Source organism: Synechococcus sp. 63AY4M2, from assembly GCF_002760475.1.
GTDB lineage: Bacteria > Cyanobacteriota > Cyanobacteriia > Thermostichales > Thermostichaceae > Thermostichus.
This window is the reverse complement of sequence record NZ_AXUX01000001.1, coordinates 2,519,161-2,532,565: the sequence shown is the minus strand read 5'-3', so window position 1 is coordinate 2,532,565 and position 13,405 is coordinate 2,519,161. Positions and strand designations below refer to the sequence as shown.

General features: G+C 60.6%; 15 protein-coding genes. 2 read left to right on the top strand and 13 right to left on the bottom strand.

The features are described from left to right. Positions 1-77: 77 nt before the first annotated feature. Both SYN63AY4M2_RS11280 and SYN63AY4M2_RS11275 read right to left on the bottom strand, forming a co-directional pair. Positions 78-560, bottom strand: coding sequence for a phycocyanin subunit alpha (locus SYN63AY4M2_RS11280; RefSeq protein WP_011430856.1), 483 nt, complete (start codon positions 558-560; stop codon positions 78-80). Between the two features lie 187 nt (positions 561-747). Beyond that, a complete protein-coding gene (locus tag SYN63AY4M2_RS11275) occupies positions 748-1,266 on the bottom strand; it encodes a phycocyanin subunit beta (RefSeq protein WP_011430857.1) in 519 nt (172 codons plus the stop codon). Between the two features lie 723 nt (positions 1,267-1,989). Between SYN63AY4M2_RS11275 and SYN63AY4M2_RS11270 the strand changes: the two genes are divergently transcribed. Together SYN63AY4M2_RS11270 and pheS are read left to right on the top strand one after the other, a co-directional pair. Further along, on the top strand, positions 1,990-2,601 hold the full coding sequence (locus SYN63AY4M2_RS11270; RefSeq protein WP_041438454.1) for a chromophore lyase CpcT/CpeT: 612 nt from the start codon (positions 1,990-1,992) through the stop codon (positions 2,599-2,601). A gap of 151 nt (positions 2,602-2,752) precedes the next feature. Next, positions 2,753-3,754, top strand: coding sequence for a phenylalanine--tRNA ligase subunit alpha (pheS, locus tag SYN63AY4M2_RS11265; RefSeq protein WP_011430859.1), 1,002 nt, complete (start codon positions 2,753-2,755; stop codon positions 3,752-3,754). A gap of 1 nt (position 3,755) precedes the next feature. On the opposite strand, the gene SYN63AY4M2_RS11260 is transcribed toward pheS, so the two are convergent. From SYN63AY4M2_RS11260 to SYN63AY4M2_RS11210, 11 genes are all read right to left on the bottom strand, one after another. Further along, positions 3,756-4,052 (bottom strand): PipX family protein, encoded by a 297-nt coding sequence (locus tag SYN63AY4M2_RS11260; protein ID WP_099834822.1) that lies wholly within the window; start codon positions 4,050-4,052, stop codon positions 3,756-3,758. A 197-nt stretch (positions 4,053-4,249) separates the two neighbouring features. Then, the gene (locus SYN63AY4M2_RS11255; protein ID WP_011430861.1) at positions 4,250-4,834 is read right to left on the bottom strand and encodes a TIGR04376 family protein; all 585 of its coding nucleotides are present in this window, start codon (positions 4,832-4,834) and stop codon (positions 4,250-4,252) included. An 87-nt stretch (positions 4,835-4,921) separates the two neighbouring features. Next, positions 4,922-5,665 carry an ABC transporter ATP-binding protein gene (locus tag SYN63AY4M2_RS11250; RefSeq protein ID WP_011430862.1) on the bottom strand — a complete coding sequence of 248 codons (744 nt, stop codon included), beginning with the start codon at positions 5,663-5,665 and terminating at the stop codon, positions 4,922-4,924. Positions 5,666-5,724: 59 nt separating this feature from the next. Next, positions 5,725-7,491: an MBL fold metallo-hydrolase gene (locus SYN63AY4M2_RS11245; protein WP_099834821.1), complete on the bottom strand. Its 1,767-nt coding sequence runs from the start codon at positions 7,489-7,491 to the stop codon at positions 5,725-5,727. A 258-nt stretch (positions 7,492-7,749) separates the two neighbouring features. Continuing rightward, entirely contained in the window at positions 7,750-9,243 is a 1,494-nt protein-coding gene (locus SYN63AY4M2_RS11240; protein ID WP_099834820.1) for a cellulose synthase, read from the bottom strand. Positions 9,244-9,369: 126 nt separating this feature from the next. Continuing rightward, on the bottom strand, positions 9,370-9,639 hold the full coding sequence (gene rpmA / locus SYN63AY4M2_RS11235) for a 50S ribosomal protein L27 (RefSeq protein ID WP_011430865.1): 270 nt from the start codon (positions 9,637-9,639) through the stop codon (positions 9,370-9,372). Positions 9,640-9,698: 59 nt separating this feature from the next. Next, on the bottom strand, positions 9,699-10,106 hold the full coding sequence (gene rplU / locus SYN63AY4M2_RS11230; protein ID WP_011430866.1) for a 50S ribosomal protein L21: 408 nt from the start codon (positions 10,104-10,106) through the stop codon (positions 9,699-9,701). A gap of 157 nt (positions 10,107-10,263) precedes the next feature. Then, positions 10,264-11,013, bottom strand: a complete 750-nt coding sequence (locus SYN63AY4M2_RS11225; RefSeq protein ID WP_011430867.1) for a photosystem reaction center subunit H — start codon at positions 11,011-11,013, stop codon at positions 10,264-10,266. A 52-nt stretch (positions 11,014-11,065) separates the two neighbouring features. Continuing rightward, positions 11,066-11,347: a chaperone modulator CbpM gene (locus tag SYN63AY4M2_RS11220; RefSeq protein WP_099887385.1), complete on the bottom strand. Its 282-nt coding sequence runs from the start codon at positions 11,345-11,347 to the stop codon at positions 11,066-11,068. After that, the gene (locus SYN63AY4M2_RS11215; RefSeq protein WP_099887384.1) at positions 11,344-12,276 is read right to left on the bottom strand and encodes a DnaJ C-terminal domain-containing protein; all 933 of its coding nucleotides are present in this window, start codon (positions 12,274-12,276) and stop codon (positions 11,344-11,346) included. Before SYN63AY4M2_RS11215 ends, SYN63AY4M2_RS11220 begins: the two co-directional genes overlap by 4 nt. 153 nt (positions 12,277-12,429) lie before the next feature. After that, positions 12,430-13,191 (bottom strand): ChaB family protein, encoded by a 762-nt coding sequence (locus SYN63AY4M2_RS11210; protein ID WP_099887383.1) that lies wholly within the window; start codon positions 13,189-13,191, stop codon positions 12,430-12,432. Positions 13,192-13,405: the final 214 nt, after the last annotated feature.

Sequence of the window (13,405 nt, the reverse complement as noted above, 5' to 3'; positions counted from 1 at the left end):
CCCTCGACAACCTTTCTTCGCTATCCCCCTCAAGCGCCGGGCTGGCCACCTTTTTGGGGGATCCCAAGCTGCAGAACCTAGCTGAGCGCGTTGATGGCGTAGTCGATGTAGGTGTTGGCTTCGGTGGCCGCTTGCCCCGTCAGGCCATGGTTGGCTTTGATGTAGCGTAGCGCTTCGATAAACCAACTGGGGGAGAGTTCAAAAGCGGCGTTGATCTCGCGGATCCCGGCCAACTGATACTCGTCCAACGGGCCGGTGCCACCGGCTACCAAGCAGTAGGTGATGTAGCGCAGGTAGTGGCGCACGTCGCGGGCGCACTTGTCTTTGCCCGCTTGGGTGTGGCATTGTCCCCCAGGCTGAGTGGTATAGGGGAACTTGGCATAGACGGCCTCGGTGGCGCCGCGCACCAGCTCTTCGGCACGGCTGCTCAGGACACGGGCAGCTTCCATGCTGGCGGCAGCCCGCTGAAAACGGCCGTTGATGGCCTGCAACTCGCTGTTGCTCAGATAGCGCCCCTGGCTATCCGCGGTAGCAATGGCATCGACAATAGGGGTTTGCATGATTCAAAACGCTCCTTTACTTAAGCTCAACGCAAAAATCCAACACTGCAAAAGCGGCTTAACTGCAAAATGACTGCAAAAAAGGTTGTCTTCTCAGGGATCCCAGGCCAACCCGAGTTGAACTCCACGGCGGCCTTCACCCTAGGATCCGACTGTTCCAGGCAAAGCGATGGAGATTCCGGCCCTATCAGACCACGGCAGCAGCGGCGCGATCGAAGTAGGACTCGATTTCGGCGATCAAAGCGCTGCAATCACCCCGGGTGATGCCGTTGGGATCGCTCACCACCGCCACCGCAGCTTTTTTCATTTTTTGAATGCCGTTGGCCACAGAGCTGCCAGGGGTGCCCAGCGCCTGATAGGTTTCCCGCAAGCCGTTCAAGCAGCGCTCGTCCAGCACGCTGGGGTCAGCGGCTGCCACCGCATAGGTGATGTAGCGGAGGATGATATCCATATCCCGCATACAGGCGGCCACGTTGCGGCTGGGATAAGCAGGGCCGCCGGGAGCGTTCAAATTGGGCTCCTCGGCAAACAACTGACGGATGGCATCGGTCACAATTTTAGAAGCGTTGCTGGTGAGGCGGTTCACGGCGTCCAAGCGCTTGTTCCCCTCGGCAATCACCTGCTGCAGAGCCGCAAACTCGTTTTCTCCCAAGAAAGCGCCTTTGGAATCAGCTTGCGCAACAACTTTGCCAAATACATCGTTCATGGCTTTAAATCTCCTAGCGAAAGCAAAAGAGGTTATGAATCGTCACTCCCTGCCGCGGAAGTGGAAGCTCCCGCCAGCCAGGAATGCAGCAATGCCCCGATCCCTGATGCCGACCGGCACCGTTGGCACAGCTCCTTGTCCCAACAGACCTGCCCACGGGATCAAAGCCCGTAGAAACAAGATGGGCAAGCTAATCCTCGACCCACCTCCAGTCAAACGGCCTCGCAGGCGAAGCCGCTTGCCGACACATGTCAACGGATCCCGCTTCTTAAAGAAAGATCCTCCACTGCCGACAACCTGAACTGGACAGATGAGGAAAATCTGGCTCGCCTTGTTTCCAGTCTTTTTCTATCGCGAGGACAGGGAGCGATTGAATCAAAAAATGTAAAGGGACTTTACTTGCCGCAAAAAGTCTTGGATCCTCATCCAGACGGGCAATCCCGCCCTCTTCTCTCCATCCTTCAGGGCCTTAGTTTTTACAGAAAAAAATGTTACTTTACACAGCTTTACGACATGAAGAAAAATATAAACCGTGATTGTGGCTTTCGGCCAAGAGGCAAGCCCGCTTCAGTATCCACGCAAACCTTCTCATAAAGGATACATAATTTAACATTTGTGGAACCTCCTCGGCAGAGCAGAGGTTAGGGGAAAATCTGAGCAGGTTTTCATCGACCGCCTGGGATTTTCGGTATAAGTCCCTACGGTATTTCTGGATGCGTGGTTATGTCGAACTGGTTGGAGTCCACCTCTTCCCCTGAGCTGTTGCAGATGGCACGTTGGCTGGCGGGAGACTTCAGCAACCAAGAGCAAGCCTGGGAGAACCCACCTTTTTTTGCCTCGATCCGGGTGGCCTATCGCCCCTTGCCAACTGCTGTGCTGGGGGGAATCGGCTTTTATGTGGAGCAGGCTTACAGCGGCCATTTGGAGGAGCCCTATCGTCAGGCAGTGGTGGAACTCACTCAAGTGGGGGACGGGATCGTGATCCGCAACTACCGTCCTCTGCAGCCGCAGCGGTGGCGGGGGTGTGCTCGGGGGAGGGCGGAGCAACTCAGCCAACTGAGCGCTGCCGATCTGGCCTACCTGCCGGGGTGTGATGTGCAGGTGAAGAGGCAGGGATCCCTTTTTGTCGGCGTGACGGAGCCGGGTTGCCGCTGTTGCGTGGTGCGCAACGGTCAAACCACCTATTTGCAGACCACCTTGCACCTGAGCGAGAACGAGTTTTGCAGCCACGATCGCGGCATGGATCCGGTTACCCACCGCCAGGTGTGGGGAGCTGTGGCCGGCCCTTTTCGCTTTCGCAAGGTTGTCGATTGGCAGGCGGAGCTGCTGCAGTAGGTGGGAAGAGAATCCCTTGCCAATCTCGGCGCCGTCGGTGAAAGATGATACTTTGGGAGAAAGCAACTGCGGCCCGCTACATGTCCAATAGGGATCCTTGTCTGCCGGCTGCTCGGCAACGCTGACGCGAATGTGCGAATGAACTTTCCCCATGCAAGACGAACGAGACACGCTTCGCCAACAGCTTCTCACCCTCCAAGGTGAGGCGCTTGCCCAGGTGGCGCAGGCCGCCGATCTGGACGCCTTGGAGCAGATCCGCATCGACTATCTGGGCAAGAAGGGGAAGCTCTCCAAGATCTTGGGGGGCATGGGGAAGCTGCCCCCGGAAGAACGGCCTGCCATTGGCGCTTTGGCCAACACCTTCAAAGAGGCCCTGCAATCTAGGCTGGATGAGCGCAAACGGGCCCTGGCCGAAGCTCAGCTCCAGGCTCGCCTGGAGGCGGAGCGGCTGGACGTCACTATGCCGGGGCCGCGCCGGCCTCTAGGGCGGATTCACCCTTTGCAGGCCACCATCGACCGCATGCTCGATATCTTTGTGGGGATGGGCTACACGGTGGTCCACGGCCCGGAGATCGAGACAGAGTACTACAACTTCGAGGCCCTCAACACCCCCGCCGACCACCCGGCGCGGGACATGCAGGATACCCTCTATTTGGAAAAGGGCTATCTGATGCGCACCCAAACCTCTTCGGTGCAGGTGCGTTATATGGAGCAACACCAGCCGCCCCTGCGCATTGTGCATGCCGGGCGAGTGATGCGCCGCGACAGTGTCGATGCCACCCACTCGGCTGTGTTTCACCAAATGGAAATCTTGGCGGTGGGCCAGAACCTCACCTTTTGCGACCTGAAGGGCACCCTCAAGGAGTTTGTCACTCGCCTGTTGGGCCAGCGAGAAACCCGCTTCCGGCCCAGCTATTTTCCGTTCACGGAGCCTTCTGCCGAGATGGATGTGCGTTTTGGCTCCAAGTGGCTGGAAATTTTTGGCTGCGGCATGGTGGATCCCAATGTATTTCAGGCGGTCGGCTATGACCCGGAGCGCTACACCGGCTTTGCGGCAGGGATCGGCGTTGAGCGGGTGGCCATGCTCTTACATGGCATTCAAGATATCCGCCTGTTCTACAGCAGCGACCTGCGCTTTTTGTCGCAATTTTAGGTCAAGAGAAGGTGCGTTTGTAAACCAACTGCAGGTGCTCCAGCTCGTCTTTGCGATTGGCGCGGCGCAACAGGCGCATTTGTTCTTCGATGACCTGGCGGGCTTCGTTGCGGCTAATCGGGTCAAAGACCAATTCTTCCACAGCAGATGGATCGGCGTTGTGATCGGGGGGCTTGAAGTAAACCCGAAAAAACAGCCGTTGGGCATAAAGGGTGGTGAAGATGGCCTCACCTTCGTTAACCCGACACAGGCCGTAGAGCAAACCAAATGTAGGGTGATTTAGATAGAGCTCATTCATGCCCAATAGCGTACCACTCTTGGTGGAGAAGAGGGGCTTTCCTTCTCGTTCGGTGGCCGAGAAAGTTGCCGAAACGATTTCGCTCCGGCTCTTGAGACCGAGAGCGCAAATCGTAGGTTCCACCCAGCTTGATTTTGGTTCGGCTGTTGCAACTGGATTCGAGGTTAACAGAGTTTTTTTAGACACAGGCCAGGCTGCTACCGCCGCTGCTGTTCCCCCACCTTTTTCTTCATGTCATGCAATTCCTTCTCTACCTCTAGCCGCATCTCCAGCCGGCGAAATTCCTCCTCCAACTTATCTTCCTCAAACGGTTTTCCCCAGGGGCTGAAGCCCCAAGCCGGCTCGGCGGCAGTTTTGGCTTGGGCGGCCTTGACTTCTTGCAGCTTGGTTTTCACCTCTTGGCGGCGCCGGGCAATTTGCGGCAGCAGAGCTTCCAGTTGCTGGATTTTCTCCTCCAGAGCCTTCCCTTGGTTGAACAACCGGCTTCCTTTCTCCAAAAGCTCGGCTTCCCGTCGACGCGCCCCTTCGGCCAGGTCGGGGCGGTTGGCCCGCTCGGCTTTTTCGATGCGAAAGTGCCAGGTCTTGATCTCCTCGCCCAGCTTGGCGAGAGCTTCGCTCAGGGCTTGCTTCTGGGCCAAGCTTTCCTGCCGCAGCCGTCGAGTTTCTTCTTCCTGCTGGCGCAACTGCTCGTCGAGGGCTTGCAACTCGATCTCTGGGTGGGCTTTGAGGAATTCCTCTAGGCGGGTCTCCAAAAATCGGATGATATCTTCGATCAATTTCATGGGCCGATCCTCACTGGCCGAGCGCTCAGTTGCGTTTAGGCTAGCGCAAGCCGGCTCGTTCCCGATAGGCCCCCGTTGGATCGCAGCCTAGACCAGCAAATGCCCATCGGCAACGCGGATGATGCGCTGGGCGGCCTGGGCCACTTCCAGGTCATGGGTAACCACGACAAGGGTAATGCCCTGGCGGTGCAGCTCGGCAAAGAGGTTGAGCACTTCCTGGCCGGTGCGGCTGTCCAGGGCTCCTGTAGGCTCGTCAGCCAACAACAGTTGTGGCCGGTTGACGATGGCACGGGCGATGGCCACCCGCTGCTGCTGGCCGCCGGAGAGTTGAGCCGGGCGCTGGTGCAGCTTGCTCCCCAAGCCCACTTGTTCTAAAGCTTGCTTGGCCCGCCGGCGTTGCTCTGGCTCCGGGATCCCGGCGTAGGCCAGGGGCAGCATCACGTTCTCCAGAGCCGTCAAGAGGGGCAGGAGGTGAAACTGCTGGAAGACAAAGCCAATCTTTTGGTTGCGAATCCGGGCCAGCTCCCGATCCGTCAGAGTAGAGACTTCCACGCCGTCCAGCCAGTAGCGCCCTGAGCTGGGCCGATCCAGGCAGCCCATGAGGTTCATCAGGGTGGACTTGCCGGAGCCAGAGGGCCCCATGATGGCGCAATACTCCCCTGCCTCGATCGCCAAGTCGATATCGTAGAGGGCCTGAAAGCTGCCTTCCGGCAGTGGGTAGACTTTGTTCACCCCGACCATTTGCACCACGGGCAGGTGGGGTGTGGTAGGGCGCTCCAGGGATCCGACCAGCCCCTGGCGACGATCTGCCCAGGGTTGTTGCTCAAGCATGGTGGGTACCGCGACTGGCCCCATTCTAGCCTTTGGGCTGCTGGGGCTTCGGGGGCTGACTAACCGGAAGAGCGGATTTCCAGCGGCTGATGGTAGGGACAGCTTCCTTGCGGATCCACCCGGAGGCGGTAGAGGGGGGAGCGCTCTTGGTCGCAGCGAAAGGCTTGGGCTTGTGAGGTTAAGATCTGGCGGGCAAAGCGGCAGTTCTGGCACTTTCTGCCACCGTTATCGGTGGAGGCAGAAGGCTGTTTTGGACGCGGCACGATTCCTGCTGGTGCGGGGGCGGCCCCTGCCGGGCGGATCAGCTCCCGCGGCGAAAGGCCGCGCAACACCAGTTCGGATCCCTGCCAGCGGGCCTCCACCAAGCCAGTCTCAGCCCAGGCGGCCCAGCGGGGATCCTGGGCAATCTGAGGGGGCAGCCGTACCTGTACGCCGGCCAAGGCGCGGGGCGAGCCCTGTTCCTGCCAGATCTCTTCCACCTCCCCCTCGTAGCGCAAGGCGGGATCCCTGGGAAATTCTGACGGCTTGACTTGGGTTTGCAGGCGGCCGTCAGGCAGCTCCAACCAATGGCCGGGTTGGGGGCAGTGGACATGGTAACGGTTGCACAGCTCCGGCAGATCCGCCAGATCCTGCGCCTGCTGGGGGCTGGCGTGCACCAAGACCACATGTTGGGGGCGAAAGGTGTGGACGATCTGGGTCAGATGCCCAACGTCGTTGTGGCTGTGCCAAGCCAGCCACTCCACTCCGATGCGGGAGCGCAGCGGCGCTGGCCATTGGTCAAAGGGGGTGGCCAGCTCCACTTCCGGCAGCCGCACCAGCAGACAGGAGCGCTGCGGCTGGGCCAGCAAGCGCGACCAGATGGGATCCCAGGCTTCAGGCCCGGCATCGGCATCGCACAGCAACAGGCCCTGGGGCAGGGGATCCGCCTCCGTGAGGGGCTGCACCCGCGGCTGCAGGCGGTCTTCCCAGAACAAGGGCTGATAGGTGGCGAAATTGCGCACCGGCTCCGGCAGGTAGGGGAGCAAGCGTTCGTAGAGGTTGCAGCCTGCCGCCAGCCCCGGCGCCACCCACACGGTCAGCTCTTGGGAAGCCTGGGTAAAGCGGTGGTGGGCTTTGAGGAGGAAGAGCAGCTCCTGCCCCAGCCCCAACACCGGCAGCGGAAACAGCACCGTCTGCCCTGCTGCCAAGGCGCTGATCAGACGCTCCAGCAGGCGGTTTTCCAGATGGCGACGGGGCGGATGGCGAGTGGATCCCAGCGAGGCTTCGATGAGCAGCACGTCCGGCTGCCAATGGCGCAAAGCGGTGAGATCCAAGCCGGGGGCAAAGCGGGTTGAGGCCAGGGAACAGTCGCCGGTGTAGACGCAGGTTTGGGCCGGAGTGGTCTGGGTATTTTGCAGCAGGGTTGCCGCTGCTCCCGGCAGGTGCCCGGCTGTGAAAAAGGTGAGCATCAGATGGGGCAGGATCTCTCGTGCCTGGCCAAAGGGCAGTGCCCGAAAGGGAGGAAAGCGAATTTCCCGGTCGTAGCCCGGCCAAACGCCCCGCTCCCACAGGCCGCCCGCCAAGTGGGCGGTCAGGGGAGTGGCATAGATAGGCACCTGCGGGTAGCGACGATAAAAGGCGGGCAGCCCCTGCAGGTGGTCAAAGTGAGCATGGCTGCAGATCACCGCATCCGGGATCCCTGGCAGGGCCTTGAAGAGGGAGGAAGCAGGCAAACCGCAATCGAGGAGCAAGCGGTGGGATCCCATCTCCAGCCAGTAGGCACAGCCCTGCCGGCGGGGATCCGTGCCCAGGGGAAACAGTCGAAGGGGGGGTCTTTCTGACTCCACAGATGTGTTGTTTTTAAGCTAGAAGACCACGCTCAATCCTGCAAACCACAAGGGCGGCTCGGCCAGGGATCGCCCCTCCCCCTCCGTACACCTCCCGGAAAGGCAGGGGCAACCTCTGCCGATCTAGCTATCCTATCCTTCTTCCAGCATAGCTGTTGACCACTTCCGCCGGGGCAGCCGGCCATTTTCTCTATGCTCTCCATGCAACAGCGGAATAATAGGGGGATTTGGCTTTGCCGTGTGCCTGGCTTGGCAGCCCTAGGAGTTGGAGAGCGCATCTGTTGTTTCTTCCGCTGCCGGGTTGTGGCTACGCAAGGCAAAGCCGGCAAAATCGTGATCGTCCGGGCGCACCGTTAGAACCATCAGGTTGTAGAAGGCCCAGACTAGGCCAAACAGCAGCTCTGGCCAGGTTGGATCCCAGTTGCCGGCAAAGCGCAGGGATCCCACCCCCATGGCCAACAACGTCAGCACAATAGCCAGCGCCTGCGGGCCGAGGGCAAGCTGGGACGGCTGTTCGGGGTAGGGGGGCACCCCCCGCACCGCCTGCACCAGCGCCTGGATGGACTGGAAAAACTGGCTGCCCGTCTGCCGCTCCGACTGCCACGCCGCTCCCCACAGCGACGGGGGAAAAGCCAACAGCCAGGTGAGGCGCCCCAGCAGGGCGTAGGGAAGAAACCAGGCAAAGAAGACTCTATCAAAGGCCGGCACCGGCATCCAGCCTGTGCAGAGAAAGAGGATGGGCACCGCTAAATAGGCCAGCTCCGCCACCCCGCCCGCAGCCCAGAGGGCCAGCCACAGGTACTGAAAGCGCTGCTGCTGCGTGGTGGGCTTGCTCCAGAAGGGGTTTTCCCGCAGGGCAGAAAACACCGCCAGCAGAGCGACGCGGCGGTTGCGCAACGGCAACAAAATGCCAGTGACCTGGGCTGGGCGCACTAGGTGGGACTGCCAGCCGCGGCAGTGCATCTGACACCCCAACTGCACAGGGCGGCGAATGTCGATTTGCGGGATCCCCTCCAAAGCTGCCCGCCGAATGAGACAGCCAGATCCCAGCAGCGGCGCCGCCTGGTAGCCCTGGGATCCCACCGCCAAAAGCTGCTGCAGCGGGTGAACCGCCCTGGGCTGGCCCAGGGTGCGCAGCGTTGCCTGCACAAAGCCGGTGGCATTGGCAATCGGGGCCCGCTCCGGAAAGTCGTAAAACAGGGGCAACGTCTGCCACAAAAAATCCGGCTCGACAAAATGGCCGGGATGCAGCAGGAGCAGATATTCTCCCTGGAGCTGGCCGGATCCCAGCATGTAGGCTAGGGGATCGGTCGTGGGGCTTGGGCAAGACCAGTACTCGCAGGGGATGGCCCGCGCCACTTTAGCCATCTCCGCATCTTCCACCCGATCCACAATATGGACAAACAGCCGCTCCCAGGGGTAATCCAGGCGCAGGGCCGAGAGCACCGTCTGCCGGGTCGCTTCCACGGAATCCCGCTGGCGCAGCACCAGCACGTCCACCCGCGGCAGTTGAAAAAACGCCCGCCGCAGCACCTCGGGCGCGGGCACCCCCTCCTGCGGCACCTGGGGATAGCGGCTGAGGATAAAGCCCACCGCCGCCAGCCAAACGTACAGCTCTGCCCCCCAAAACAGAAGGGATCCCAGACCGGTCAGCCCCTCGCTGATGCGCCAGTAGAGGTACGCCACCCCAGCGATAAGGTGGAGCAACCCCACTCCCCGAAACAAGTACACCCGCACAGCCCTGGATCTCACAGGCGCTCCACACAGGATTGGGATTGGGCCAAGCCAGGATCCCCCCTTTGCCCAGCTGCAGGCTGAGGAATGGAACCAGTTGAGCTGTCTTGCCCAGTTGCCCAGCCAGAACGGGAAGCTCACTGCCTATTGGGCAGCCGCCTCAACCGGGTAGACGCTCACCTTTTTCCGCCACTTGCCGTAGCGCTCAAAGGTAACAATGCCGGTGGCCACCGCAAACAAGGTGTCGTCGCCGCCGCGGCGCACGTTCACCCCTGGATGAAACTTGGTGCCCCGCTGTCTCACCAAAATGTAGCCAGGGTGCACCAGCTCGCCGCCAAAGCACTTCACCCCCAGCCGCTTGGCATTGGAGTCGCGACCGTTGCGGGTACTGCCGGTTCCTTTCTTGTGAGCCATAACGCCTCCTCTGCAACTGTGTCGTCGCCAAAGATAAGTTGGGATCCTGAGTTTAGGATCTATTCCTCCGCCGCTGGGATCCCTGTGGTGTCAGTGGTCGCCTCAGAAGTGGATGGCGGAGCAGACTGGGCCGTGGCCAGGGTTGTGCCGTTGAGTTCGATGGACTCGATCAGCACGCGGGTGAGCGGCTGCCGGTGTCCTCTCTTTTTGCGGGTTCCCTTCTTCGGCCTCATCTTGTAGACGATGATTTTGTTGCCGCGGCGGTGCTGCAAGACCCGTGCCCTGACCACTGCCTCGGGAACATACGGATGCCCTAGCGTCACCTGTCCCTCGTGGTTGATTAACAACACCTGGGACAGGGCCAAGGGGCTGTTTTCCTCTGTGCCGGGCAGGCGATCGACGTCGTAAAAGCGCCCTGGCTCTACCCAAAGCTGCTTGCCACTGGTTTCCACAATTGCGTAGGTCATGCCTTTTCCTTGCCGTACAGGTGCCCCTAGGGGTCTTGCAACCTGATCCGAGCATTGACAGCGATTTTTAATCCTAGCGGAAAAACCTGCCCTCTGTCAGCTAGGGCTATTCCCTCACCCCCATCCCCTCTCCCTTTGGGAGAGGGGAGTTGGAGCATCATTCGGTCAGCTTTTCCCAGGCGGCCTGGAGGGCAGCTTGCATGCGCTGGGCGGCGCGGCTAAGGCGCTGCTGCCAGGTTGTCCATTTTTGCTGCAAAAACTCTGCCGCCTCATCGAGCAGGGAGAGGTCGAACTTGCCCCCTTTGGCCAGCTCGTCCCGCACTTGCTTGACCTTGACGCGCACCACCTCCGGCGGATCCTGGGGGCCGACCAGGGATTTGAGGCGATCCCCCATGCGCTGGATGAGCTGCTTGACTTGGCGAGACTTTTCGCTCCAAAAGTTCTTTAGGCCCTCAGTTTCTGATTTGAGGCGCTGCGGCGCATCTTCCTTGACCACCACGGCATCTACGTCGATGGCCTCTACATCCTCCGGCAACAGGACGGCGCGCCCTCCCCAGGGCTCGGCGATGCTGCCCCCCAGGATGTAGGCGGCAATCGTTCCGGTTTCCCAATCGAAGAGAAAATCCTCGATCCAGCCCACCGGCTGATCCCCAATACGCACGGTTCGCCGGTAGAGGGAGCTAAGCGGCGTTGCCGGAGTGGCGAAGACGGTGGAGTAGGTCAGCAGCGCGTCCGGCCCGATGAGAGAGATTTGCTCCAGGGGGGTGTAGCCCTGCTGGCTGGTGAAGTAGCAGACCCGCCCTTGTCCATCGACCCAGATTTCTTCGACAGTGCCCAGGGCCGTGGCAGTGCTGCTATCCAGGGCCAGCAGGCCCACCACTTGGCTGCGTCGGACGACTTGTTCCATAGAGAAGTTCTCCTGACTTGCGGGATTTAAGGGAGATGGAGGCTTGGGCTGCTTAGCCTCCGCGGTAGTAGTGTAGCTGCGCCCTGAGGCGGGCAATTTCCTGGGCCATATCCAAAACCATGGCCGCCCCAACCCAGTTGAGGCCCAAGTCCCGATGCAGGCGGATCATCTGGATTAAGCGCCGCAGTTGCTGGGGGTTGAGGTAGCAGCTTTCGGCTTCCACCAGGCCTTGCCCGAGCAACCACTCCAGCAGGTGAGGAGGGATCCCGGCTACTTCACTTGCCTGCTCGAAGGTATAGAGCCGCTCCTCCACCCGCACAATGGCCAGGCTCATAGACTCACCTCCTGCAGCCGGGCGCGGGGATCCCAGCTCCGATTTTGCCGCAGCTTCTCGTAGAGATCCCGCTCAGTGGGGGAGAGGGATTTGGGCGTGACAACCTTCAGCCGCACCAGCAGGTCGCCCCGCTGCCCTTGGGGATCCCGCCAGCCCTGGCCGCGCAGCCGCAGGGTCTGGCCGCTATCGACGCCGGCGGGGATCTTCAGTTGCACCCGACCGGTGGGGGTGGGGACTTCCGCTGTGCCGCCCAAAACCGCCTCGTCAGGGGTGATGGGCAGCTCGCAGAGCAGGTTGTCGCCGTCGAAGCGGAAGAAGGGGTGCGGGGGCAGCTCCAGGGTGAGGTAGAGATCCCCCCTCGGCCCGCCAAAGGGGCTATATTGGCCTTTACCCTTGACGCGGATGCGGCTGCCCGGTTTGGCGCCGGGAGGAATGCGGATGGTGAGGGTTTCGCCATCCACGCTCAGCCGCTTTTGGGTGCCGTGGAAGGCCTCTGCCCAGGTGAGGCCCAGCGTGGCTTCTACGTCTTGCCCTGGCAGATCCACCGAGACAAACGGCCCAAACCCCGTGGTGAAGCCCTGGAAGCCGCCGCGGCGGGATCCCATGCGGCCCAGCAGCTCGTTGATGAAGTCCTCGAAGCTGGCGTACTGGGCAAATCCCTCCATGCCCGGCCCCGCCGCCGCGCCGCTGCCCACCCGTTGCCAGTACTGGCCAAACTGGTCGTAGCGCCGCCGCTTTTCCGGATCTGAGAGCACCTCGTAGGCTTCGTTGATCTCCTTGAAGCGCTCCTCTGCCGCCTTGTTGCCGGGGTTGACATCGGGGTGATACTGGCGGGCCAGCTTGCGATAGACGCGCTTGATTTCCTCGGCAGAGGCATCTCTGCTGACGCCCAGGATCTTGTAGTAATCCTTGAAGTCACTCGCAGCCATAGGCTCACCCCTGCAAGGTTAGGTTAGAGTTTTTCGGGCTATTCTCAGGATATAAGGTTGCAGCTAAAAAATTGGAGCAGACCCAGAACACGTACAGGCAGAGCGGCGAGATGGCGCTTTACTGTGCTCTTGCTACTTCGGAAACTTTTTGGGCTAGGGCTTGCGTTTGGAGAAGATCCCTTTCTCATCTCGTGTGAAAATTTGCTTGACCTTTTCCCAAGCTTTGAGGAGTGCATAGGTGGAGTTATTGCTCTCTTGTTTGGCTTGGTTGTAGGCTTCCACAAAGGTTTGCTGCGCTTCTTCCGAGAGGTCAGCGCGGATTTCCGGCGAGATGCTCTCTGGGGTTAAGTCTCCCTCTGGCTCACCGGGCAAGTTCAAGTCGGCAATGGAAACTTCCTCTCCGCCAGCACTCTGCAGCAGCCAGTAAATTTCGCCCGACTTCTCTTCCGGTACTTGCACCACCAACAAGAACTCGCCCGCCTGTACCCGGGTTTGGTAGATGGCGGCTTTCTCCTGCGGCATACCCAAGGCAATCAGGGCGGATCCCAGCCCTGCTCCCAGCGCCCCGTAGAGAGCGCCACCGGTTGCCCCCAGCAGCGCCGCTCCTAGTGGCCCGGCGGCCACCACCGCCCCCAAAAAGGGAATAAACAGCACCCCTACCCCCGTGAGGAGCCCCAGCAGCGATCCAAACAGGGATCCGTAGATGGCGCCGCTGGTCAAGCCATCGAGAACCACATCTTTGCGAGTGATAAAGCCACTAATTTTGGCTTCCGTTTGAAAGTTGCGGCCAATGATGGAGATGCGGTCGTTGGGGATACCGCGGTTGAGTAGGCGCTGGATGCACTCTTGGACTTTGGCTTCTTCTTTGAAAACGGCAGAGACGCACTTTTTGGGGGCTTGGGCGAAGGTATTCATGAAAAAGGCTCCTGTGAAAGTTTTGACCCAAAAGGCTAAGGGAGGTTTTTTGGCAAACTTTTCCCCTCTTTGCCTATGCCGCCTATTATCTCCCTCTGTCGCCCAAGCGGGAGTCGAGGGATCGCGAAACTCCTGGAGCGATCTCCGTACTGAGGAGGCCTGCCCAAGCGCCCCGCGCCGCTGGCCTTCACCCCCAGCCCCTCTCCCAGAGGCA